Below are 23,240 nucleotides of genomic sequence, written 5' to 3'. Positions count from 1 at the left end.
CCCGAGCGGTCGGCCGGATCAGTTCGAACGGGGCAACCGGAGCTCAGTGGGACCTTCAAGGCCGAGATGATCGCGGCCGCGAGGGCTCACGCAATGGCGGCGATGTCACCGTTGTCGAAGTAGATCGCCTGATGCAGCTGCCCGCCAAGGGCTGCGGCGTACCGGGCGAGTACTTCCTGTCCGGAGATCTTGCCCTGTTCGATCTGGGAAACACGCCCCTTGGTGACCTCCATCCTCTCGGCGACCTGCTCCTGTGTGAGGCCACGCGCCCGTCGGATCTCAGCCAGCCGGTACCCGAGAACCTCGGCCAAAAGCTCCTGCTGCTCAGCCAGCGGGATCGCTTCCTCGTACCACTCATTCCAACGACCGCGTTTGTCTCCCGCCACCAGCAGAATGCTGGATCTCCACGGATCGAAGGCGAACGCAGGCTGCTGATCGTCGACGCGCCGGCCTCCCGCTGGGGGCAGCGGCGCGCGGGCGGCGGTCTCCTCGTCCGGGCCGAGGTCGACACCGGCCCAGCGTCACTCCTTGTGATGACGCGGCTCGATTCCGACCGCTACCGTGAGGGAGCAGGCCCAGAATCCCGTCCATGGGAGGAATCATGACCGCCGAGCCGATCGCCGGGCACAGCAGCCGCTGGCCGGTGCCGCCCCAGGACGGATACACGGTGGACGACCTGTTCACCTTGCCCGATCTCCCGCCGCACACGGAGCTGATCGACGGGAGCCTGGTTTTTGTGAGTCCACAGCGGCGTTTCCACGCCAAGATGATCGACCTGCTGATGAACGGCCTGCGCGGCACAATCCCGGGCAACCTGAAGGCCGAGCGCGAGATGACCGTAGTACTGGACCGGCGCAACGGCCCCGAACCCGACGTGTCCGTCGTCCGCGCCGACGCCGCCACCGATCTTGAGCAGACCCGTTTCCAGGCCGAGGACGTCCTTCTCGCCGTCGAGGTCGTCTCCCCCGACTCCGAGGCCCGCGACCGCGACGCCAAACCGCAGAAGTACGCCGCAGCCGGTATCCCGAACTTCTGGCTGGTCGAGATGGCCGGCACCGACCGGCACCCGGTGGTGCGGGTCTACGAGCTGGACCCGGTGTCCAAGACGTACGCCCTGACCGGAATCCACCACGACCGCCTCAAGACGGGCGTCCCGTTCCCGATCGACATCGACATCACGCGGGACGCGCTCAATCAGCTCTGACCGCCGGGCACAGACGGCTCTGCCCGACCGGCCGCACCGTGCGAAAACCCCACTGCGGCTCCCCCGTCCACCCGCCAGAAACGTTGGACGTGGTCGACAGCGGCGATCATCAGTTCTCCTTGCGGGCCACGGCGAAGATGCGGCGGAACGGGAACACCGTGCCGTGCGGGCCCTTGGGGTAGGCGGTGCGGAGCCGGTCGCGGTATTCGGCGAGGAACGCTTCGCGGGCCTCGGGGTCGTCCGCGAGGGCTGTCAGGACGGGGCGCAGGCCGGTGCCCTTCACCCAGTCGAGTACCGGGTCCTCGCCGTGCAGCAGATGCAGATACGTGGTCTCCCAGACGTCCGCCGTGATGCCGGGGGCCGTCAGCGCGTCGAGGTAGGCGGCAGGGCTGAGCACCGCGTCGGCGTGGCGCAGCTCGCCGGCCAGACGGTCGCGCCAGCGCGGGGACTCGGTGAGTTCCCGCATCAGGACATGGCTGGGCTGGTCGAAGTTGCCGGGGACCTGGAAGGCGAACGTGCCGCCGGGGGTGATCGAGTCCAGCCAGAGGGGGAAGCGGGCGGCGTGGTCCGGGACCCACTGGAGCAGGGCGTTGGAGACGATCAGGTCGTACGGCTCCGCGGGGGTCCAGGTCCTGGCGTCGGCCTCGGCGAAGTCCAGGAGGGGGCCGGCGTGCGCCCGCGCCCGGTCCAGCATCTGCGGGGAGTTGTCGTAGCCGGTGATCCGGGCCTTCGGCCAGCGGTCGGCCAGGAGCGTGGTGACGTTTCCCGCTCCGCAGCCGAGGTCGGCGACACGGGGTGCGGGGGCGGCCGGAGGCTCGGCGATGTGGACCAGGAGGTCGCGGAAGGGTCGGGTGCGGTGGTCCGCGTGGCGCAGGTACTGCTGCGGATCCCAGATGGGTGCGGTCATAGAGAGAGGATCACGGGAAAAATATCTTGATGTCAAGACACTTGAGTTCAAGAGACTTCATGTCGACAGACCCTCTACACTGATCCACATGGAGGACGAGGTCGACCGACTGGTTGCTGCATGGCGCCGTGAGCGCCCCGACCTCGACGTGGAACCACTCGAGGTACTCAGCCGCGTCTCCCGCCTGGCCCGCCATCTGGACCGGGCCCGCCGGATCGCCTTCGCCGAGCACAATCTGGAGCCGTGGGAGTTCGACGTACTGACGTCACTGCGCCGCGCAGGTGATCCTTACCAGCTGTCCCCCGGCCAGCTGCTCACCCAGACCCTGGTCACCTCGGGCACGATGACCAACCGCATCGACCGGCTCACCAAGAAGAACCTCGTCGAGCGGCTCCCCGACCCCAGCGACCGCCGCGGCGTCCTGGTCCGGCTCACCGCCGAGGGGCGCGACAGAGCCGACCAGTCGCTGGCCGGTCTGCTCGCCCAGGAGCGCGCCATCCTGCGCGAACTCTCCACTCACCAGCGCGGCGAACTGGCCGGACTGCTACGCCAGTTGACCGCCCCGTTCGACAACATCCCCGGCTAGGAGGCGGGCCGGTTCGAGATCGACCGGCCCGACACCCGCCCGCCGTGCCAGCGCGACCGCGGCCAGCGTCGAGTGCACGCCCAGCTTCCCCAGCACGTTCTGCATATGCGTACGCACCGTGTGCGGGGAGAGGAAGAGCCGCTCCGCCACCGCCTTGCGCCCCAGACCCGCCACCATGCAACGCAGCACCTCTCGCTCGCGCGGCGTCAGCGACGCGACCAGCTGCTCACCCTCGGTGCGGTGCTTGCGGGCCGCGGTCAACTCCCGCAGCACGCCCGTGAGCAGGGCCGGGGGCAGGTGGGTCTCGCCGCGCAGCACCCCCCGGATGACCGTGAGCAAGCGTTGCAGCGAGCAGTCCTTGGCGACCCAGCCCGAGGCCCCGGCCTGCAGGGCCAGCGCGGCCCGGAGCGGGTCGTCCTTCTCGGCGAGCACCACCGTGTGCACGGAGGGCCGGCCCGAGCGGACCCCGGCCACCAGCGAGATGCCGTCCACCGGACCGCCCTCCCCGCCGCGGGTGACCGGGACGGGTGCCCGGCGCCCCCTCGCCGCGGTCAGGATGCCCAGTTCGGCATCGATCAGCATCACGTCGTAGCCTCGCCCCTCCGCGGCCGCCCGTTCCAGACACCGCAGCGCGGCGGGGCCACTGCCCGCCGCCGCCACATCGACGTCCGGCTCGGCCGCGAGCGCCGCCGCCAGCGACTCGGCGAAAATGCGGTGGTCGTCCACCACGAGAACCCGGATACGAACCACAGGCACCCCCATGCTGCCTCTGTTGCTGGGCCACCCCAGGCCCGCCGAAGGGACGCAACGGCGCGGGTACGGCCGCCCGGATCGGGGAGTTGGTTCGCAGTCCCACGGCCGCCGCCGTGCGTTGACTGCCACCCGCCCCGGGCGCCGTACCCGACTGTCTCGTACCCCTGAATCAGCACCGGCCCCCACCGGTGCTGTGCATCAGGGTACGGCCGGGCGGCCGGTGCGCAAGGCGAATCGCAGAACTGTCCGGCACCGGCCGTTCGGTGGCCGGTGCCGGTCGGTTGCCTCGGGTGCGGCCCGTGTTCCGTCCCGGGGCGGGAGAACCTCAGGCGAGGCGTCGGGCGCCCGCCGAAGGAACCGCGGGGAAGATCCGCGGAGCCGCGTACCCCGCCGAAGTGAACGCCTCCAGCACGGACTTGGCGACCGTCTCCGTCTGCGCCTCGTCCACCAGCACGATCGCGGAGCCGCCGAAGCCGCCGCCGGTCATCCGCGCACCGAGCGCCCCGGCCTCGCCCGCCGTCGACACCGCCAGGTCCAGCTCCGGGCAGGAGACCCGCAGATCGTCGCGGAGCGAGACGTGCCCGGCGTCGAGGGCCGGGCCCGCGGCACGCACATCGCCCGCGTCGAGCAGCGCGATGACCTGCTTCACCCGCTCGTTCTCGCTGACGACATGGCGTACGTAGCGCACCACGGACTCGTCGACCCCGGCCTCGGCCAGAGCGTCCAGGGCCGCGCCGAGACCCTCGTACGGCACCTCGCGCAGCGTCCGCAGACCGAGCGCGGCGGCCCCCGCCTCGCAGCCGGCCCGCCGTTCGGCGTACGCGCCGTCGCCGAGTGCGTGCGTGACCCGGGTGTCGACGACCAGCAGCCGCAGTCCGTGGGCGGCCAGGTCGAAGGGGATTTGGCGCTGGGTGAGGTCACGGGTGTCGAGATACAGGGCGTGGCCCTCGGTGCAGCAGGCGGAGGCCATCTGGTCCATGACCCCGCACGGCACGCCGACGAACGCGTTCTCGGCGCGCCGGCCGATGACCGCCAGCTCCGGGGCGGAGAGCCCGAGTTCGAAGAGGTCGTTCAGCGCGAGCGCGGTGACGACTTCGAGGGCCGCGGAGGAGGAGAGCCCGGCTCCGGTGGGGACGGTGGAGGTCAGCTGGATGTCCGCCCCGGTGACCGGGTGACCGGCCTCGCGCAGCGCCCAGACGACTCCGGCGGGGTACGCCGCCCAGCCGTGCCCCTGGTGCGGGCCCAACTCGTCGACCCGGAGTCCGACGACACCGCCCGGTACATCGGCCGAGTGGAGCCGCAGCTCGCCGTCGGCGCGGCGGGCGACGGCGGCGCGCGCGGTGTGCGGAAGCGCGAGCGGCATCACGAAGCCGTCGTTGAAGTCGGTGTACTCGCCGATCAGGTTGACCCGGCCGGGGGCCGCCCAGACTCCTTCGGGGGCGCTCCCGTACAGCTCCGTGAAGGCGGAGGCCGGCTCACTGTTCGCGGTCATGGGGTGGTGGACTCCTCTCGACGGGCGAACGTCCAGGCGTCGGAGACGATTTTGGTCAGGTCGGCGCGCGACGGCGTCCAGCCGAGCCGCTCCCTGGCGGTGGCGGCGGAGGCGACCAGCACGGCGGGGTCACCGGCGCGGCGCGGGGCCGCGGTCTCGGGGATCGGGTGGCCGGTGACCTCGCGGACGGTCTCGATGACCTCGCGCACCGAGAAGCCGTTGCCGTTGCCGAGGTTGCAGATCAGGTGCTCGCCCGCGGTGGCCGCGTCCAGGGCCAGCAGGTGGGCCTCGGCAAGGTCGGCGACATGGATGTAGTCGCGGACGCAGGTGCCGTCGGGGGTCGGGTAGTCGTCGCCGTACACGGAGATCGATTCGCGCTGCCCGAGGGCGACCTGGAGGACCAGCGGGATGAGGTGCGACTCGGGACTGTGCCGCTCACCGCAACTGCCGTACGCCCCGGCGACATTGAAGTAGCGCAGCGAGACCGCGGCCAGTCCGTGCGCGGCCGCCTCGCCGGTGATCATGTGGTCGACGGCGAGCTTGGTGGCGCCGTAGGGGTTGGTGGGCGCGGTCGCGTCGGACTCGGTGACGCAGGTGGTGACCGGTTCGCCGTAGGTGGCGGCGGTGGAGGAGAAGACCAGGGTGCGCACCCCGGCGTTCCGCATCGCGGCGAGCAGGGCGACGGAGCCGCCGACGTTGTTCACCCAGTACTTCTCCGGGTCCGTGACGGACTCGCCGACCTGTGAGTACGCGGCGAAGTGCAGCACCCCGTCGTAGGAGGGGTCCAGCCACTTCGCCGCGTCCTGGATGCGGCCCTCGATGAACTCGGCCCCGGCCGGGACGCCCTCCCGGAACCCGGTCGAGAGGTCGTCGAGGACGGTGACCGCGTGACCGGCCTCCAGCAGATGCTGGGCGACCACGCTGCCGACATAACCCGCGCCACCCGTGACCAGGTACTTCTTCTGGGACTTGCTCACTCGCTCGCTACCTCTCGCAGTCGCTGGGCCGCGGTCTCCGGCGGCACATCGTTGATGAACACGTTCATGCCGGATTCGGAACCCGCGAGGAACTTCAGCTTGCCGGAGGTGCGTCGGATGGTGAAAAGCTCCAGATGGAGCCCGAAGTCCTCCCGCCCGGGGACCTGGAACGGGGCCTGGTGCCAGGCTGAGATGTACGGGGTCGGCGGCTCGCCGGGGCCGAAGATCCGGTCGAATCGCTTCAAGAGTTCCAGATAGACGTATGGGAATTCCGCGCGTGCGGCCTCGTCGAGTTCCCGCAGGTCGGGGACGCGGCGGCGGGGATGGAGGTGGACCTCGTACGGCCAGTGCGCCGCGTACGGCACGAAGGCGACCCAGTGCTTCCCGCTGATGACGATTCGCGAGCCGTCCCTCTCCTCGCGGGCCACGACATCGTCGAAGAGGTTGCGGCCCGTCTCGGTGTGGTGGGCCTGAATCGAGCGGAGCATCAGTTCGGTGCGCGGGGTGACGAAGGGATATCCGTAGATCTGCCCGTGCGGATGACCGAGCGTGACGCCGATCTCGGCGCCCCGGTTCTCGAAGCAGAACACCTGCTTGACCTGCGGGAGATCGGCGAGTTCGGCGGTGCGGTCGGTCCATGCCTCCAGGACCAGGGCTGCTTGGTCCTCGGTGAGGTCGGCGAACGACGCGTCGTGGTCGGAGGTGAAGCAGACGACCTCGCAGCGGCCGGAGTCACCGGCGAGGGAGGGGAAGCGGTTCTCGAAGACGGCGACGTCGTAGTCCGCCTCGGGGATCTCGCTCTGCCGGCCGTCCCGCGAGGGGCAGAGCGGACACTCGTCGGCCGGCGGGTGGTAGATGCGGCCCTGGCGGTGCGAGGCGATGGCGACACTGTCACCGAGGAACGGATCGCGGCGTATCTCGGACGAGGTCGAGACGGGGTCCAGGGGCCGCCGGTCGATGGCATCGCGTACGGCATCGTCACGGCTGTCGTAGTAGAGCAACTCCCGGCCGTCGGCGAGCGTCGTGACCGTCTTCTTCATCAGGTTCCTCCAAACATAACCAAACGCAATGAACCACAATCCAACAGGTCCGTCAATGACGCCGCGAGTGCCCCTGCATGCACCACCTGGCCCAAGGGCTTCGGCTCCCCACGAACGGGCGCGACCACACGATCCTGGAGTCCGCGACCGCGGCCCGTCTCCTCGGCATCCGGCGGATCAACTCGACATCCGGCGGATCAACGGCGGCCTCTTCGTGGTCTACGGCGTGATCGTCACCATCGCCGGATCAACCCGTTGGACGCGGACCTGAGGAAGGCCCAGTGCGTCCACATCAACCTGTGGACGGGCCCGGTCATGCCGACCCTCGGGCTGTTCTTCCTGGCCTGGCCGAAGCCGCGCCCGGCCGCAGGAACCGGCTGACGTACCGGACCCGGCCGACGACTGACGTACCGCATTCGACAGGGGCCCGACAGGATCACCCGATGCCGTCGGGCCCCTGCTTGTCGAGCGGCGGCGCCGCCCGGTCCAGCAGACCCGTGCGGGCCGCGAGTGCCGCGGCCTCCAGCCGGGAGCCGACGCCCAGCTTCATCAGCACACGCTGTACATGCGTACGCGCGGTGCTCGAGGCGATCCGCATCCCTGCCGCGATCAGCCGGGTGTCCTCGCCCTCGGCGACCCGCACCAGGACCTCGATCTCGCGCGGGGTGAGCATCTGGAGCAGCCGCTGTCCCTCGTCGTCCGGCGCCGCGGCCGGATTGAGCAGCTCGGCGAAGGCACCCTGGAGCAGTTGCGGCGCCACCGCAGCCTCTCCGGCGCGCGCCTTGACTATCGCCCGTTCGACGCCCTCCATGCGCTCGTCGTGCCGGACATATCCCGCGGCACCCGCCGCGAAGGCCGCCGCGATGCCGCGCGGGCTGGGCACCGGGCCGAGCACCACCACGGCCACCTGCGGGCGCTCCCGCCGGATCCGTACGATCGGGTCGAAGGCACCGGGTGCGGCAGGTGCCGCAGTGCCGAACAGGCAGACCTCCGGTGCCCTGCTGACCACCAGTTCCGCCGCCCCCCTGGTCGGTGCGGCCGCCGCAAGCACCCGGTGGCCCCGCAGTTTCATCGCCGAGGCGAGCGCCTCGGCGAGCAGTCGGTGATCATCGACCACCATGAGCCGCACGCCCATCGAGCACACCCCCGTAGCACCGGCACCAGGCCCCCCGGCCCGCTCTGACCCGGCAAGTTACACGCTTGTTCGACGTTCCGGACCCCTTACCCGGCAGAAGATCCCCGGAGTGTCGGATTATGTGCCATTCAGGGCTGCTCGGCAGGCGGAAAACGATCGGCCCTGCCGGTCGATTGATCGACCGGCAGGGCCGGGGCACGGGTACCGCGTGAGGGATCAGCTGGTGCCGAAGGAGACGGCGAGGTAGTCCCTGTTGTCCAGCGAGCTACCGGTCGGCTTGCTGAGCATCGTCTGGGAGATGTACAGCCGGCCGGCGGAGTAGAGCATCTCGGAGTAGTCCCCGGAGAAGCTGCTCTCGGCGTCGCGGACGGACTCCTCGCTCGGGTTCTCCATCAGCAGGGTCTGCTTGAAGGTGGCGCCGTCGATGGAGACGATCTGGCCGCCCTTGTCGTACGGGGGCGTCTTGTACGCGATGATGTTGCCGCCGTCCATGCGGAGGGGGAACATCGTGTAGCGCTCGCCCGCATCGGCCCGGTCACCGGTCGGCTTGCCCGTGGTGAGGTCGAAGGAGACGATCTCGTTGGTGTCGCCGTAGTCGCCGGTGCCCTCGTGGTCCTCGGTCGGCACGTAGATGCGGTTGTTGCCGACGGCCAGCCGACGGCAGTTCTCGACCTCGGTGGAGGCGCAGCGCGCAGCGTACTTCTCGCCGTCCACCGCGATCCTGGTGAGCAGCTTGCCGGTGGAGGCGTCGATCGAGAAGAAGTCCGAGATGCCGCTGCCGTCACCGGCGGTGTCGCCGACGTCGGCGGCGACGACCAGCGGCTTGGTGGAGACGATGCTCGCGTAATCGACACCGGGCGGCATCTTGTACGAGGAGAGCGGGGCTCCGGTGGTCGGATTCAGCGCCTGGATGACGAGCTGCGGGTCGTCGTACGCACCGCACTTGCGGACGACGGCGAGCGCCTCCCCACCGGCGTAACCCGCGTCGTAGCAACCGTCGGTGGAGACCTTGGGCTTCCAGCGCTCGGCTCCGGTGTTCAGGTCGAACGCCGCGCCGCCCTCGGTGCCGGCCGCGGCAACCGTGGTGCCGCTGAGCGTGATCTCGCTGTACCTGATTGGCTGGTCACCGCTGGTGGCGGCGGCCACCGACTTGCTCCACATCAGCTTGCCGGTGTTCAGGTCTATCGCGCCGACCTGGTTGCACGGCTGGTACCTCTTGGCCTTGGTCGGCTTGCCGGCCTCGAAGGCGATGGCCGTCTTGTAGTCCTTGGACATGTGCCGGGACGCGGCGCAGAGCTGGCCCTCCAACGGGATGGACCACAGCTTGGTGCCCTTGACCACGTCGTAGCCGACGATCTCGTTGACGCCGGTCTTCACGTACGCCTTGTCGGTCAGCCAGGAACCGTCGACCTGGGTGACGTCGTTGACCTTCGGCTCCGGCAGCTGGAAGGCGACCTTGGACTTGGGGTCCGCCGGTGCCTTCTCCTTGCCGCCGCCACCGACAATGCCGCTCTGGCCGCCGCCCTTGCCCTCGGCGGTGCCGCCGCTGGACGGGGACGCCTGGTCCTTCTTGCCGTCGTCACCGCCGCTGGAGGAGAACCAGACGCCACCGGCGACGATCAGCACCACGGCGACCGACGCGGCAACGATGATCTGCATCTGGGTGGTGAACTTCTTACCGCCGTTCCCGTTCCCGTTCCCGTTCTGCTGCGGCGGGTACGGCTGCTGCATCGAGGCGGTCGGGTAGCCGTAGCCCTGCTGCGGCGGCTGGCCGGGCGGCAGGCCCTGCGGGAATCCATAACCCTGCTGCGGCTGTCCGGGCACGGGCGCCTGCGGGTAACCGTAACCGGGCTGCGGGGGCCCGCCCTGCGGATAGCCGTAACCCGGACCCGGATGTTGGGGCGGGCCCGCGGGCGACGGAGTCTGCGGGGCACCTGCGGGCGCGGCCTGCGGGGCGCCGAATCCGCCTGCGGGCGGGGTGGCCGGCTGCTTGCCGAACGGGTCGGCGGGCGGCGGGGTCGGTGCGCCGAACCCACCCGGCGGGGGGTCCTGCGGTGCGCCGAACCCACCGGCCGGGGGGTCCTGCGGGGCGCCGAATTCGCCCTGGGGCGGCTCGTTGGGCGGCTGGGGGGGCTGCGTCATGGCGTACGTACCTCTGGGAAAAGGGAGTCGGTGGGTCGGGGCCGGCAGCGGTCGGGGGTGCTCCGGCCGCTGCCGGTCGTGAGCCGTCGGGAGCCGGCGGCTGTGTTCGTCGAAAGCCTTGGTGAGCCGTCAGTTGCCGAAAACCATCATGGTCTTCGTATCCAGCTCTTCCTGGTCGTTGCGCGCACTGACCCGTCCGCTCACGATGAACGAACGGCCGCCCGTGTACACGACCTTCGAGTCGAAGAAGGAACGTTCGATCTCGGCCGTCGACGCGGGATGCTTCAGCAGCATCTGCAGGGTGCCACCGGTCGGTGCGAGGGTGGCGATCCCGCCGCCCTGCTCGTACCCGGCCTCCACGTGGAGCAGCACATTGCCGCCCTCCATGCCCAGCGGCTTCACCGTGCGGCCGGCCGGCGCCGCGGCCTTCCACTTGGGCTTGCCGGTGTTCAGGTCGAACGCCACGACCTTGTTCGTACGGGCGGTGCCGCTGGAGTCGGGCGAGGTCGCCATGTAGAACGTGTTGGCGTCGGCGGCGACACCGGTGCAACCGTCCAGGGACTTGCCGAAGATGGCGAAGGCGCTGCCGCAGTCCGGCGCGAACTTGTCACCCTTGTCGCTGACGAGTCCGGAGCGGAACGAGCCGTTCTCCTTCAGCGAGAGGATGCTCCACTCCTTGTCCTTCTTCAGGGAGACCACCAGCGGGCTCACCGAGTAGACCCGGTCGATCTCCCATCCGCGCTTGGGCTGGTACGTCCACCTGGGCTTCCCGGTGACCGGGTCGAGCTCCTGGATCTGATGCTGCGGATTCTCGATGTCATCGGTGCGGCAGCTGGAGGCGGCGATCAACTTGGGGCCGCCGGCGAAGGCGAACGGCTGGCAGTTGCCCGGCTGATTGCCGAACAGGTCCTTGCCATCGCTGACCCGGTAGGCGTTGGAGTTGCCGGTGCGCCCGACCGTGACGGTGTCGCCGCTGATGGCGAGCGAGATGTCCGACAGCATGTCCCAGGTGCCGTTCTGCTTGATCGACTTCTTCCAACCAGCCTTGCCGGTCTTGAGGTCGATCATCTGGAGGTCCGCGCAGTCCGCCATGTCGGTGGTGCCGTTCTCGACACCGATGACTATCTTGCCGTCGGTGGTGGGCTGCGAGGGCGCCGCGCACAGGTCGGCGGGCAGCTTCAGCGTCCACTTCTGTTTACCGTCGGCCACGGAGTAGCCGGAGACCGAGCGGTACATGCCCTTGACGACGGTGTCACCGACGACCCAGGGGCCGTACACGTCCGAGCCGTTGCGCGGCAGGTCGATGTCGTTCTTCTGCAGCCAGAGAACCTTCGCCTCGCCCTCCTTGCGCCCGGCGTTGAGGTCGTCGTTGGTCTCGCGGCCGTCATCGTTGCCGTTGCCCTCGTTGACGGAGGGCGAGCTGCTCGGCTTGGCGTCGCCGCTCTTCCCCGCGACGGGCTTCTTGTCGTCGTCGCTACCGCTCGTGGCGATGAATATGCCGCCGCCGATCACCAGGAGCGCGGCGGCCGCGGCGCCGATGACCAGCGCGGGCTTGCGCGTGAAGGGGCTGCCACCACCGGGGCCGCCCGGGGCCGGTGCGCCGGGGTACTGCTGCTGCGGGTAGCCGTAACCGGGCTGCGACGGCTGACCGTACGGACCGGGCTGCTGACCGTACGGACCCGGCTGCTGGTTGTACGGGCCGGGCTGCTGCTGACCGTACGGTCCGGGCTGCTGGTTGTACGGACCGGGCTGTTGCGGGTAGCCGTAGCCGGGCGCCTGACCGGGTGTCTGCGCGTAGCCGTAGCCGGGCTGGGCGGGCGGCGTCTGCGGTGCCGTCGGCGGCTGCGCGGGCGGCGGGGTCTGCGGCGGACCGCTCGGCGGCGGACCCTGGGGCGGCGGCTGAGGACTCCCCTGCGGCGGCTCCTGCGGTGCGCCGAAGCCTCCCTGCGGCGGTTGCTGGCTGGGCGGCTGGGTCATCAGCACGTCCCCCCTTCGTGCGGTCCGGTGCCCGTTCCGTTCTCCCCCGCGATTCCGCAGGACTCGAAGGGGCCAACAAGACCCACCGAACTCCGCAGAAAGGAGCGAATCGGGCATGAATCCCGCAGTGTTACGACAGTCGAGCGGGGCTTCTTTGTACCACCCGCAACACCTCGAACACCGGGGCGGTCCACCCCTCGTTCCCAAGGGAGAACCGCCCCGTGATGCCCCCGTTACGCCTCGGCCCGTCAGCCGCCGAAGCCCCCGCCGCCGGTCCCTGCGGGGCCTCCGGGCTGCGTGGGCGCGTTGCACGGACCGGGCTGCAGCTGCGGCTGGTAGCCGTACGGACCGGGCTGCTGAACGCCGAACGGCCCCGGCGGCGGATCGTACGGAGCCCCGAAGCCTCCCTGCGGCGGTTGCCGACCGGGCGGCTGGGTCATCGGCACGTCCCCCTTCGTGCGGACCGGTCCGGCGTCTCTACCTGTGCCGGGCGAGCTTTCTTTCCATCACCCACCCCACAGGCCCCACCGGTCACACCGGTCACACCGAAGGCACCGCAGCGATCAGGCGTCCTCGGCCAGTTCCAGCCAGCGCATCTCCAACTCATCGCGCTCCGCGACCAGTTCGCGCAGCTCCGCGTCCAGCTTCGCCACCTTCTCGAAGTCCGTGGCGTTGTCCGCGATCTGTGCGTGCAGCGCGGTCTCCCGCGTCGACATCTTGTCGAGCTGCCGCTCCACCTTCTGCAGTTCCTTCTTCGCCGCACGTGCGGCCTGCGGGGAGACGGTGGAGGCCGGCGCGGCCTTCTCCTTGGCCGCCACGGGTGCGGCGGAGGGGGTCGCCGCCTCCTCCATCCGCTGCCTGCGCTCCAGGTACTCGTCGATCCCGCGCGGCAGCATCCGCAGCGTGCGGTCGCCGAGCAGCGCCATCACCCGGTCCGTGGTCCGCTCGATGAAGAACCGGTCGTGGGAGATCACGATCATCGATCCGGGCCAGCCGTCGAGGAGGTCCTCCAGCTGGGTCAGGGTCTCGATGTCGAGGTCGTTGGTGGGCTCGTCGAGGAAGAGGACGTTCGGCTCGTCCATCAGCAGCCGCAGGATCTGGAGCCGGCGCCGCTCACCGCCCGAGAGGTCGCCGACCGGGGTCCACTGCTTCTCCTTCGAGAAGCCGAACTGCTCGCAGAGCTGGCCGGCGGTCATCTCCCGGCCCTTGCCGAGGTCGACCCGGTCCCGTACCTGCTGAACCGCTTCGAGCACCCGCAGGTTCGGGTTGAGCTCATGGACCTCCTGGGAGAGGTAGGCCAGCCTGACGGTCTTGCCGACGACGACCTTCCCGGCGGCGGGCTGCGCGTCGCCCTGCGTACGGGCCGCCTCGGCGAGCGCCCGCAGCAGCGAGGTCTTGCCCGCGCCGTTGACCCCGACCAGGCCGATCCGGTCGCCGGGGCCGAGCTGCCAGGTGAGGTGGGTGAGCAGTGTCTTGGGGCCTGCCTGGACGGTCACGTCCTCCAGGTCGAAGACGGTCTTGCCGAGCCGGGCGTTGGCGAACTTCATCAGCTCGCTGGTGTCGCGCGGCGGCGGCACATCGGCGATCAGTTCATTGGCCGCCTCGATGCGGTAGCGCGGCTTGGAGGTACGGGCGGGGGCGCCGCGACGCAGCCAGGCCAGCTCCTTGCGCATCAGATTCTGCCGCTTGGACTCCTCGGTCGCGGCGATCCGCTCCCGCTCGGCCCGTGCGAAGACGTAGTCGCTGTAGCCGCCCTCGTACTCGTGGACCGTGCCGCGCTGGACGTCCCACATGCGCGTACAGACCTGGTCGAGGAACCAGCGGTCGTGGGTGACACAGACGAGCGCCGAGCGGCGTGCCCGCAGATGGCCGGCCAGCCAGGAGATGCCCTCGACATCGAGGTGGTTGGTCGGCTCGTCGAGAACGATCAGGTCCTGCTCGGCGATGAGCAGCTTGGCCAGCGCGATCCGACGCCGCTCGCCGCCGGAGAGCGGGGCGATGACGGTGTCCAGGCCGTGCTCGAAGCCCGGCAGGGCGAGCCCGCCGAAGAGCCCGGTGAGCACATCGCGGATCTTGGCGCTGCCCGCCCACTCGTGGTCGGCGAGGTCGCCGATCACCTCGTGGCGGATGGTCGCCTCCGGGTCGAGCGAATCGTGCTGGGTGAGGACCCCGAGGCGCAGCCCGCCGCTGTGAGTGACGCGGCCGCTGTCCGCCTCCTCCAGCCTGGCGAGCATCCGGATGAGGGTTGTCTTGCCGTCGCCGTTACGGCCCACGACACCGATCCGGTCCCCCTCGGACACACCGAGGGACACGCCATCGAGCAGGGCACGGGTGCCGTACACCTTGCTGACCTGCTCGACATTGACCAGATTGACGGCCATTTCACTCCTGCCTGGGGGATCGATCGACGTCCCAGGGTAGTCGGCTCGCGGCCGCGGTAACGTGCGGCGATCGATCAAGGGGCGGGGCCCCGGTCGGAACATCTTCGAACATCTCAGCGGTGGGGACTTCATGGGTATTTCAATGGTGCGTGACACCGTGCGGAGCGCTTCCGGAAAGCGCTTGCGAAGCGCGGTTCCGGCGGCGCTGCTGGCGGCGGTCGTGCTGGCAGGTTGTTCGTCGGCGTCGCAGGACGCGGGGGCCGCGGACGAGAAGCCGGCCGGAGATAGGACATCGCAGAAGGCCGGGGCGGCCGGGGGGACCGCCGCCAAGGGGGGCACGGTCGGCGGCTCCGGCTCGGCCTGCCCGCTGCCCGTCGCCTTCGACCTCGCGGCGTCCTGGAAGCCGAAGGCCGTCGACATCGATCCGGACTCCGAACTCGGTGCCGCGCTGGGCGTGCAGGGCCCGGTCACCATGGTCTGCGAGATCGACGCGAAGCCGGCGGGGAACATCGGCTATCTGCGGGTGTGGCAGGGCGAGAAGTCCGACCGCACCCCGCGCCAGGTCCTGGAGGCGTTCATCGCCGACGAGCAAGGCGCCGGAAAGGTCACGTACGGCGAAACCAGGGCGGGTGACCTGGCCGCGGCCGAGGCCGGCTACACGGTCGACAGCGAGCTGCTGGACGAGCCCAAGAAGGAGCGGGCCTTCGCCGTCGCCACCCCGCAGGGGCCGGTCGTGGTCCATCTGGGCGGGATGGACACCGAGGAGCACGAGGCGATGCTCCCGGCGTACGAGCTGGCGAAGAAGAGCGTACGGCTGGGCTGACCGGGCGACGGTGCGGCTCGGGCGGACACGGAGCCGGGCGGGCGACGGTGCGGCTCGGCAGGGCGGGCAACGGGGCCGCCCGGCCGACCCGGTTCACAGGACTGTGGCGCCCGGGGCCGGCGACACCGCGGCCCGTGCGTTCCTGCACGTCCCCGAGGTGACGAGCGCCTCGGCCACCTTCCGTGCCGACTCCGCGTCCCCCGCCAGGAACGCGGTGGTCGGCCCGGAGCCCGAGACCAGGGCGGCCGCAGCACCGGCCGCGGTGCCCGCGGCGAGGGTGTCGGCCAGGGAGGGGCGCAGGGAGAGCGCGGCAGGCTGGAGGTCGTTGCTCAGCGCGCTCGCGAGAGCCGTGGTGTCGCCGCTGCGCAGCGCGTCCAGGAGCGCGGCGGACGCGGTGGGGTCCGGGACGTCCGTACCGGCCGTGAGCCGGTCGAACTCGCCGTAGACGGCCGGGGTGGACAGCCCGCCGTCGGCGACCGCGAAGACCCAGTGGAAGGTTCCACCGACATCGATCGGCGTCAGCCGCTCGCCGCGTCCGACACCGAGGGCCGCGCCGCCGACCAGGCTGAACGGGACGTCGCTGCCCAGCTCCGCGCAGATGGCCAGGAGCTCCTCCCGGGTGGCGCCGGTGGACCAGAGAGTGTCGCAGGCCAGCAGGGCGGCCGCACCGTCGGCACTGCCGCCCGCCATGCCGCCCGCGACGGGGATGTCCTTGGCGATGTGGATGTGCACATCGGGTGCGATGCCGTGCCGCTCGGCCAGTGCGATCGCCGCGCGGGCGGCGAGGTTCGTCGCGTCCAGCGGGACCTGGGCGGCGTCCGGGCCCGAGCAGGTGATGCGCAGTTCGTCGGCGGGGGTGACGGTGACCTCGTCGTACAGGCCGACGGCGAGGAAGACATTGGCCAGGTCATGGAAGCCGTCGGGGCGCGGGGCGCCGACCGCGAGCTGGACGTTGACCTTGGCGGGTACGCGGACGGTGACGCTCACTCGCCACTCCCTGAAGGCTCGTTCCCGGAGGGCTTGTTCTCGGAGGGCTTGTTCTCGGCAATGGCGGCGAACTCCTCGACCGTCAGCGCCTCACCGCGGGCCTGCGGCGAGATTCCGGCCGCGACCAGGGCCGCTTCCGCGGCGGGCGCGGAGCCCGCCCAGCCGGCCAGGGCCGCCCGCAGCGTCTTGCGGCGCTGGGCGAAGGCCGCGTCGACGACCGCGAAGACTTCGGTCCTGCTCGCGCTCGTCGTGATCGGCTCGGTGCGCCGGACCAGCGACACCAGACCGGAGTCGACGTTCGGGGCGGGCCAGAAGACATTGCGGCCGATGGACCCGGCGCGCTTCACGTCCGCGTACCAATTGGCCTTCACCGACGGCACGCCGTAGACCTTGTTGCCCGGCCTGGCGGCCAGCCGGTCGGCGACCTCGGCCTGGACCATGACAAGAGTCCGCTCGATGGACGGGAAGCGCTCCAGCATGGTCAGCAGGACCGGCACGGCGACGTTGTACGGAAGGTTCGCGACCAGCGCGGTCGGCGCCGGGCCCGGCAGTTCCCGGACCAGCATCGCGTCGGAGTGCACCAGGGCGAACCGGTCGGCGCGCCCCGGCATCCGGGCGGCGACCGTGGCCGGCAGGGCGCCCGCCAGCACGTCGTCGATCTCGACGGCGACGACCCGGTCCGCCGCCTCCAGCAGCGCCAGGGTCAACGAGCCGAGCCCCGGGCCGACCTCGACGACGACATCGTCGGGGCGGACTTCCGCCGTCCGCACGATCCTGCGGACCGTATTGGCGTCGATGACGAAGTTCTGACCGCGCTGCTTGGTCGGGCGTACGCCCAGCTTGGCGGCCAGCTCGCGAATGTCTGCGGGGCCCAGGAGGGCATCGGGCTCAGTGGTGCTCACCCGCTAAGCCTACGGCCGCCATGCGGCCGGAGGTCCGCGCCCATTGCGCGTACGGCTTCTCCGCCCGGCGGGTCCACCCGGCAGGTCCACCCGGCAGGTACGCCCAGCGGGTCCACCCGGCCGCCGGGGCCTCCCCGGGAGGCGTCCGGGTCCGCGTGCGACGTGTCGGCCCGCCCGCCCCGCTACCTCCGCGGCCGGACGACGACCTCGTCGCCGTCGGCGAGTGAGCTGCCGGGGGCAGGGGTGATGGTGTCGTGGGCGGCGACGGTGACGCCCTCATCGACGAGGAGTTCGCCGACGCCGTCCGCGAAGGTGTGCAGGGTGCGGGGCGTGCCGTCGACGTCGAGCGTCACCGCCTTGTCGCAGACCACGAACGCCGTGGTGCCACCGGCCAGGAACGCGACGACCAGGGCCTGCGGGACGAGGCGGCGCAAGCTCTCGGAGCGGGCGGGGGCCTTGCGCCGCCGAGCGGCCCGGCGCGCCGCCGCCCGGCCCCCGGTGGCGCCGGGGCCGACCGGTCGGCCGGGCAGCAGGGGCGTATCGACGACGGTCCGGGCGCGGACCGCCCAGGCGGCGAGCGTCAGCTGCTCATGGAGCGGGACGGACGCACGGGCGGCAGCCGGCGGGATGGACGCACGGGCGGCGACCGGCGGGACGGACGCACGGGCGGCGACCGGAACGCGGGCGGGCGGCATCGCCACCGCTGTACGCCGCCTGCCGCGTGCCGCACGGTGACTGCCCTTCGAATTGATCACGACGCTCCAGAGGATCCGATCGGCCGGCTCGCCTGATGGCGCCCGGGACGATAGCGGAACATCGATGACTCTTCAAAACTGCTCAACTACCCACCGTAGCCACGGAGTCGGCCCGCATCGGCTTGTACCGGTCAGTAGTCGAATGCGCGAGCGGTGTTCTCGGAGATGGTCGACGCCAAGGTGTCCTCGTCCACGCCCTTCACCTCCGCCATGGCGCGCAGCGTGACCGGAATGAGATACGGCGCATTGGGCCGTCCGCGGTACGGGGCTGGGGTGAGGAACGGTGCGTCCGTCTCGATCAGGACCAGTTCCATCGGCGCGACGGCCAGTGCGTCGCGCAGCGGCTGGGCGTTCTTGAAGGTGACATTGCCCGCGAAGGACATGAAGTACCCGGCGTCCGCACAGATCCGGGCCATGTCGGCGTCGCCGGAGTAGCAGTGGAAGACGGTCCGCTCGGGGGCGCCCTCGTCGGCGAGGATGCGCAGCACATCCGCGTGCGCCTCGCGGTCGTGGATGACCAGCGCCTTGCCGTGTCGTTTGGCGATCTCGATGTGGGCCCGGAAGGACTCCTCCTGCGCGGCCATGCCCTCGGGGCCGGTACGGAAACAGTCGAGACCGCTCTCGCCGACTCCGCGTACGTGGTCGAGTGCGGCCAGGGCGTCGATCTCCGCGAGGGCCTCGTGCAGCGCCGCCCGGCCACCCCCCTCACGCGCCCCCTGCCGCGACCAGCCGTCCGGATCACCGTGCACGATGCGCGGCGCCTCGTTGGGGTGGAGGGCGACCGCCGCGTGCACGTTCGCGTGCGCGGCGGCCGTCTCGGCGGCCCAGCGCGAACCGGCCACGTCGCAGCCCACCTGGATCACGGTGGTCACATTGACCGCCGCGGCCCTGGCCAGGCTCTCCTCGACAGTTGCGTCCTGCATGTCGAGGTGGGTGTGCGAATCGGCGACCGGTACCCGGAGGGGTTCGGGCAGCGGCGGGGCTTCGGTACGACTCATGACGACGATCGTACGAGGACCGCGCCGGGCGCCTTACTTGCGGTGGAAGGGGTGCAGCAGGTCGGACAGGTGCCAGTGGTGCCCCACCCCCGTGGGTGCGACGGTGGTGGCCACGGCCTCGCCCTCCCGGGCGTCGATGTCCTCGATCGCCGGCCGCTTCGGCCGGGGGGTGTGGAGCAGCCGCTGGACGGTCGAGACCCGGCCGGCCCGCATGATCCGGACCACGTGCCCCTCGCAGTTCGCGCAGGTCGGCCTGGAAAGGGGTGAGGGCACCCGTTCCCCGTCCGCCTTGTAGATGACGAAGTCGTTGTTGGAACCGTCGACGTGGTGCTCTATTTCGTAGGCCTGCTCCCAACCGTGTCCGCACCTCATGCAGGCGAATGCATATGCCTCATGCGCGGTGGTTGCTGCGATCTCGCTCATGCCCGCTCCTCAGTCCGCCGGAAAAGCACTCCGCAGAATGCGTCCCTGGTCAAGTGGACGCCCTTACCGGCGGGAGCGCATCAGGCCCTGTCGAATATTGGAGCGACTTTGGCCTTCTCATGAGAGAAAAGCCCCTTAAACGGCTCGTATTTTGCCTTTTACGGTAGTCCTTTGCCCTCCGCCGGACCGGTTCGCGCCGCATTCTTTGCCGCGACGACCGCGTCGAAGACTTCACGCTTGGGCAGCCCCGCATCCGCGGCGACAGCGGCGATGGCTTCCTTGCGCCGCTCCCCCGCCTCCTCGCGCACGCGCACCCTGCGTACCAGCTCCTCGGCGTCCAGTTCCCCAGGACCGGAGTCGGCGGCACCCTCGACGACGACGGTGATCTCGCCGCGTACCCCTTCGGCCGCCCAGACCGCCAATTCGCCCAGCGGACCGCGCTTCACCTCCTCGTACGTCTTGGTCAGCTCCCGGCACACGGCCGCCCGGCGGTCGGCGCCGAAGACCTCGGCCATCGCGGCGAGGGTGTCGTCGAGCCGGTGCGGGGCCTCGAAGAAGACCATGGTGCGGCGCTCATCGGCGACCTCGCGCAGTCTGCCGAGCCGTTCGCCCGCCTTGCGCGGCAGGAAGCCCTCGAAGCAGAAGCGGTCGACGGGCAGCGCGGACAGGGCCAGAGCGGTGAGCACCGCGGACGGTCCGGGGACCGCGGTGACCTTGATGTCCTTCTCCACGGCTGCGGCCACGAGCCGGTAGCCCGGGTCGGAGACGGACGGCATCCCGGCGTCCGTGACCAGCAAAACACGGGCGCCGCCGGTCAGCGCCTCGACGAGTTCGGGCGTACGGGCCGACTCGTTGCCCTCGAAGTAGGAGACGACCCGCCCCGTGGTGTGGATGCCGAGCGCCTGGGTGAGACGGCGCAGCCGTCGGGTGTCCTCGGCGGCGACGACATCGGCCGTCTCCAGTTCGGCGGCGAGGCGTGGCGGGGCGTCCGCCACATCGCCGATGGGGGTTCCTGCGAGTACCAGCGTTCCAGTCGTTCCAGTCACATGAGTCATCCTCCCAGCACGGGCGGCAGCGCTCGCACAGATGCGTTCCCTACGATGGCGCGGTGACGAGTACCGCGCCCGGGGCCCCGCAGGGCCAAGACGCCGAAGAACCGCACGGCGAAGAACCGGCCTCCTGGCAGCAGCGGCTGCGCCGCTTCGGCCATTCGCCCCGGCCCGGCATCGGGCTGCGTGAACGGCTGGTTCCGCCGTACACCCGGCCCGGCGCCCAGTTGTGGGCGGTGCTCGGGATCTCCCCGCTCATGGCCGAGCGCCTGGTGCGGTGGTCCGCCTGGGGCGGTCCGCTGCTGGTGGCGCTGATCGCCGGGGTGCTGCGGTTCTGGAACCTGGACAGCCCGCACGCGCTGATATTCGACGAGACGTACTACGCCAAGGATGCCTGGGCGCTGATCAACCAGGGGTACGAGGGGGACTGGCCCAAGGACATCGACAAGCAGATCCTCGAAGATCCGTCGAAGGTGCAGGTTCCGACGGATCCGGGCTATGTGGTGCACCCACCGGTCGGCAAGTGGATCATCGGGATCGGTGAGTGGCTCTTCGGTCTCACACCGTTCGGCTGGCGGTTCATGGTGGCGGTGCTCGGCACGCTGTCGGTGCTGATGCTGTGCCGGATCGGGCGGCGGATGTTCCGCTCGACGTTCCTGGGGTGCCTGGCCGGCACACTGCTCGCCGTCGACGGTCTGCACTTCGTGATGAGCCGCGCCGCGCTGCTCGACACGGTGCTGATGTTCTTCGTGCTGGCGGCGTTCGGCGCCCTGCTGATCGACCGCGACTGGGCGCGGCGCAGACTCGCCGCCGCGCTGCCGGTCGACGAGGAGGGGGTACTGCGCCCGGATGCCGGAGTCGCGGAAAATCTGCGGCTGGGCTGGCGCCCCTGGCGGCTCACCGCCGGCCTGATGCTGGGGCTGGCCTTCGCCACCAAGTGGAACGGCCTGTACATCCTGGCCGCCTTCGGTGTGATGACGGTGCTCTGGGACGTGGGCGCGCGACGCACCGCGGGTGCGGTTCGGCCGTACAGGGCGGTAATCAAACGGGATCTGCTGCCGGCGTTCGTCTCGACGGTCCCGGTCGCGATCCTCACGTATATCGCCTCCTGGACCGGCTGGATCGTCACCGACAAGGGCTACTACCGGAACTGGGCGGAAACCGACGGCAGCGGCGGCAACTGGACGTGGTTGCCGGACTGGCTGCGCAGCCTGTGGCATTACGAGTACCAGGTCTACGAATTCCATGTGAGTCTGACGTCCGGCCACACCTACGAGTCCAATCCCTGGAGCTGGATCGTGCTCGGGCGGCCCGTCTCGTACTTCTGGGAGGAGCAGCCGGGCTGTGCGGCGTCGGAGACCGGCAAATGCTCCCGCGAGGTGCTCGCCATCGGGACGCCGCTGCTGTGGTGGGCGGCGTGCTTCGCCCTGGTGTACGTGCTGTGGCGCTGGTTCTTCCGGCGTGACTGGCGGGCGGGGGCGATCGCCTGCGGTGTGGCGGCGGGCTGGCTGCCCTGGTTCTTCTACCAGGAGCGGACGATCTTCCTGTTCTACGCGGTCGTGTTCGTGCCGTTCCTGTGTCTGGCGGTGACGATGATGATCGGCGCGATGCTGGGTCCGGCGGCGCAGACCGGGCCCAAACAGGAACTCGGCCTGGTGACCGGCGATCCCTCGGGGGAACGACGGCGGATGCTGGGGGCGATCGCGGCGGGCGTGCTGGTGTTGCTGATCATCTGGAACTTCATCTATTTCTGGCCCATCTACACGGGAACGCCCATTCCCGACGAGTCCTGGCGGAACCGGATGTGGCTGGACACCTGGATCTAGCTGGGCCGGAGCACCAGGAGGCCGCAGTCGATGATTGCGGCCTCTTGGTGGTTATTGGCCATCATCGGTGACCGTTGGCCGCCCTCGGCGGCCCACAGACGGCCCGGCCCTCGACGCGGCGACCTGCCTGACACTGCCCCGTGACACCGCCTGACACCCCCGGGGCCCGTCCCTCCTGACACTCCGCCGGCAGGCTGATGACACACCCAAAGAATGTGCGGCTTGGCCGCTCCTTCTATCGCCCTTCCGGGCGGATCTGTTCTAGGCCGCTTCGTTTGGATCATCTGGCAGAGCAGAGTCCGGGCGCCACTCTTGTTCCCTTGTGGGTTACAGCAGATTCAGCCTCCTCGCGGTGGGGCGAATGGACCACCCGCCTAGCAGTCAGAGGGGGCGAAGATAACTAAACGGCGATTTTTGGATTATCTCTGCAGTCAATCGGCATATCAGGTCGTTTGGGTAGCCCCTCTGAGCAGCAAGATTCCCCTCGCAACGTTCGAGGTAAGGGGACAGGAACATGGCTGACTGGAAGAACGTCTCCGGTGGTCTCACTTCGATCTCGGTCGGGTCCAGGACTCACGTCTGGGGTGTGAACTCCCTGGGCCAGATGTACCGGTACACGGGCCACGACTCCAACCCGTGGGTAGGCATCCCCGGCAAGGCCGTCGACATCGGCGTAGCAGCCGACGGCACCGTGTGGCACGTCAATGAAGCAGGCGGTATCTACCGGTACACCGGGGACCAGGGTTCCACGGACTGGGTCGCCGTCTCGGGCGGCCTGACCCGCATTTCGGTCGGGTCCAGGACTCACGTCTGGGGTGTGAACTCCCTGGGCCAGATGTACCGGTACACGGGCCACGACTCCAACCCGTGGGTAGGCATCCCC

The 23,240-nt window shown here is 70.2% G+C and carries 21 protein-coding genes and 1 pseudogene; 6 read left to right on the top strand and 16 right to left on the bottom strand.

The window, feature by feature from the left end; translation table 11 throughout:
* Positions 1-86: 86 nt before the first annotated feature.
* Complete coding sequence (locus tag ACZ3IC_RS01360; protein WP_467411425.1) at positions 87-386, bottom strand: helix-turn-helix domain-containing protein; 300 nt, start codon at positions 384-386, stop codon at positions 87-89.
* Between the two features lie 215 nt (positions 387-601).
* On the opposite strand from ACZ3IC_RS01360, the gene ACZ3IC_RS01355 reads away from it, so the two are divergent.
* Positions 602-1,204, top strand: a complete 603-nt coding sequence (locus ACZ3IC_RS01355; RefSeq protein ID WP_467412079.1) for a Uma2 family endonuclease — start codon at positions 602-604, stop codon at positions 1,202-1,204.
* 109 nt (positions 1,205-1,313) lie between these two features.
* On the opposite strand, the gene ACZ3IC_RS01350 is transcribed toward ACZ3IC_RS01355, so the two are convergent.
* Entirely contained in the window at positions 1,314-2,111 is a 798-nt protein-coding gene (locus ACZ3IC_RS01350) for a trans-aconitate 2-methyltransferase (protein WP_467411423.1), read from the bottom strand.
* An 88-nt stretch (positions 2,112-2,199) separates the two neighbouring features.
* On the opposite strand from ACZ3IC_RS01350, the gene ACZ3IC_RS01345 reads away from it, so the two are divergent.
* The gene (locus ACZ3IC_RS01345) at positions 2,200-2,697 is read left to right on the top strand and encodes a MarR family winged helix-turn-helix transcriptional regulator (RefSeq protein WP_467411422.1); all 498 of its coding nucleotides are present in this window, start codon (positions 2,200-2,202) and stop codon (positions 2,695-2,697) included.
* Here ACZ3IC_RS01345 and ACZ3IC_RS01340 read toward each other — a convergent pair.
* The 4 genes from ACZ3IC_RS01340 to galT form a co-directional block, all read right to left on the bottom strand.
* Entirely contained in the window at positions 2,656-3,447 is a 792-nt protein-coding gene (locus tag ACZ3IC_RS01340) for a LuxR C-terminal-related transcriptional regulator (RefSeq protein ID WP_467412078.1), read from the bottom strand. The genes ACZ3IC_RS01345 and ACZ3IC_RS01340 overlap by 42 nt on opposite strands.
* A gap of 328 nt (positions 3,448-3,775) precedes the next feature.
* A complete protein-coding gene (gene galK / locus ACZ3IC_RS01335; protein WP_467411419.1) occupies positions 3,776-4,942 on the bottom strand; it encodes a galactokinase in 1,167 nt (388 codons plus the stop codon).
* Entirely contained in the window at positions 4,939-5,919 is a 981-nt protein-coding gene (gene galE / locus ACZ3IC_RS01330; protein ID WP_467411418.1) for a UDP-glucose 4-epimerase GalE, read from the bottom strand. Before galE ends, galK begins: the two co-directional genes overlap by 4 nt.
* A complete protein-coding gene (gene galT / locus ACZ3IC_RS01325) occupies positions 5,916-6,959 on the bottom strand; it encodes a galactose-1-phosphate uridylyltransferase (protein ID WP_467411416.1) in 1,044 nt (347 codons plus the stop codon). Before galT ends, galE begins: the two co-directional genes overlap by 4 nt.
* 184 nt (positions 6,960-7,143) lie before the next feature.
* Here galT and ACZ3IC_RS01320 point away from each other — a divergent pair.
* Positions 7,144-7,340 (top strand): annotated as a pseudogene (locus tag ACZ3IC_RS01320) (hypothetical protein); the annotation flags it as partial.
* A 55-nt stretch (positions 7,341-7,395) separates the two neighbouring features.
* Here ACZ3IC_RS01320 and ACZ3IC_RS01315 read toward each other — a convergent pair.
* From ACZ3IC_RS01315 to ACZ3IC_RS01300, 4 genes are all read right to left on the bottom strand, one after another.
* Positions 7,396-8,094, bottom strand: a complete 699-nt coding sequence (locus tag ACZ3IC_RS01315) for a helix-turn-helix transcriptional regulator (protein ID WP_467411414.1) — start codon at positions 8,092-8,094, stop codon at positions 7,396-7,398.
* A 216-nt stretch (positions 8,095-8,310) separates the two neighbouring features.
* Positions 8,311-10,236, bottom strand: a complete 1,926-nt coding sequence (locus ACZ3IC_RS01310) for an outer membrane protein assembly factor BamB family protein (protein WP_467411412.1) — start codon at positions 10,234-10,236, stop codon at positions 8,311-8,313.
* 129 nt (positions 10,237-10,365) lie between these two features.
* Positions 10,366-12,213 carry an outer membrane protein assembly factor BamB family protein gene (locus ACZ3IC_RS01305; RefSeq protein ID WP_467411411.1) on the bottom strand — a complete coding sequence of 616 codons (1,848 nt, stop codon included), beginning with the start codon at positions 12,211-12,213 and terminating at the stop codon, positions 10,366-10,368.
* Between the two features lie 563 nt (positions 12,214-12,776).
* Positions 12,777-14,594, bottom strand: a complete 1,818-nt coding sequence (locus tag ACZ3IC_RS01300) for an ABC-F family ATP-binding cassette domain-containing protein (protein WP_467411409.1) — start codon at positions 14,592-14,594, stop codon at positions 12,777-12,779.
* A 181-nt stretch (positions 14,595-14,775) separates the two neighbouring features.
* On the opposite strand from ACZ3IC_RS01300, the gene ACZ3IC_RS01295 reads away from it, so the two are divergent.
* Positions 14,776-15,417 carry a lipoprotein gene (locus ACZ3IC_RS01295; protein WP_467411407.1) on the top strand — a complete coding sequence of 214 codons (642 nt, stop codon included), beginning with the start codon at positions 14,776-14,778 and terminating at the stop codon, positions 15,415-15,417.
* A 93-nt stretch (positions 15,418-15,510) separates the two neighbouring features.
* On the opposite strand, the gene ACZ3IC_RS01290 is transcribed toward ACZ3IC_RS01295, so the two are convergent.
* From ACZ3IC_RS01290 to rsmI, 6 genes are all read right to left on the bottom strand, one after another.
* Complete coding sequence (locus ACZ3IC_RS01290; protein WP_467411405.1) at positions 15,511-16,404, bottom strand: 4-(cytidine 5'-diphospho)-2-C-methyl-D-erythritol kinase; 894 nt, start codon at positions 16,402-16,404, stop codon at positions 15,511-15,513.
* Positions 16,401-17,306: a 16S rRNA (adenine(1518)-N(6)/adenine(1519)-N(6))-dimethyltransferase RsmA gene (gene rsmA, locus ACZ3IC_RS01285; RefSeq protein ID WP_467411404.1), complete on the bottom strand. Its 906-nt coding sequence runs from the start codon at positions 17,304-17,306 to the stop codon at positions 16,401-16,403. Before rsmA ends, ACZ3IC_RS01290 begins: the two co-directional genes overlap by 4 nt.
* Positions 17,307-17,488: 182 nt before the next feature.
* A complete protein-coding gene (locus ACZ3IC_RS01280) occupies positions 17,489-18,061 on the bottom strand; it encodes a ubiquitin-like domain-containing protein (protein WP_467411401.1) in 573 nt (190 codons plus the stop codon).
* A 131-nt stretch (positions 18,062-18,192) separates the two neighbouring features.
* Positions 18,193-19,059 carry a TatD family hydrolase gene (locus ACZ3IC_RS01275; RefSeq protein WP_467411399.1) on the bottom strand — a complete coding sequence of 289 codons (867 nt, stop codon included), beginning with the start codon at positions 19,057-19,059 and terminating at the stop codon, positions 18,193-18,195.
* A gap of 33 nt (positions 19,060-19,092) precedes the next feature.
* Positions 19,093-19,482 (bottom strand): hypothetical protein, encoded by a 390-nt coding sequence (locus tag ACZ3IC_RS01270; RefSeq protein ID WP_467411397.1) that lies wholly within the window; start codon positions 19,480-19,482, stop codon positions 19,093-19,095.
* Between the two features lie 158 nt (positions 19,483-19,640).
* Positions 19,641-20,537 (bottom strand): 16S rRNA (cytidine(1402)-2'-O)-methyltransferase, encoded by an 897-nt coding sequence (rsmI, locus tag ACZ3IC_RS01265; protein ID WP_467411395.1) that lies wholly within the window; start codon positions 20,535-20,537, stop codon positions 19,641-19,643.
* A gap of 53 nt (positions 20,538-20,590) precedes the next feature.
* Between rsmI and ACZ3IC_RS01260 the strand changes: the two genes are divergently transcribed.
* Positions 20,591-22,357 carry a dolichyl-phosphate-mannose--protein mannosyltransferase gene (locus ACZ3IC_RS01260; protein WP_467411394.1) on the top strand — a complete coding sequence of 589 codons (1,767 nt, stop codon included), beginning with the start codon at positions 20,591-20,593 and terminating at the stop codon, positions 22,355-22,357.
* Between the two features lie 514 nt (positions 22,358-22,871).
* The coding region (locus ACZ3IC_RS01255; protein WP_467411392.1) for a tectonin domain-containing protein at positions 22,872-23,240 on the top strand (369 nt) is incomplete at its 3' end.

The organism is Streptomyces sp. NPDC002958, assembly GCF_055563255.1.
Note: the sequence above shows the minus strand (reverse complement) of the source record. Positions and strands in the feature narration are given on the sequence as shown.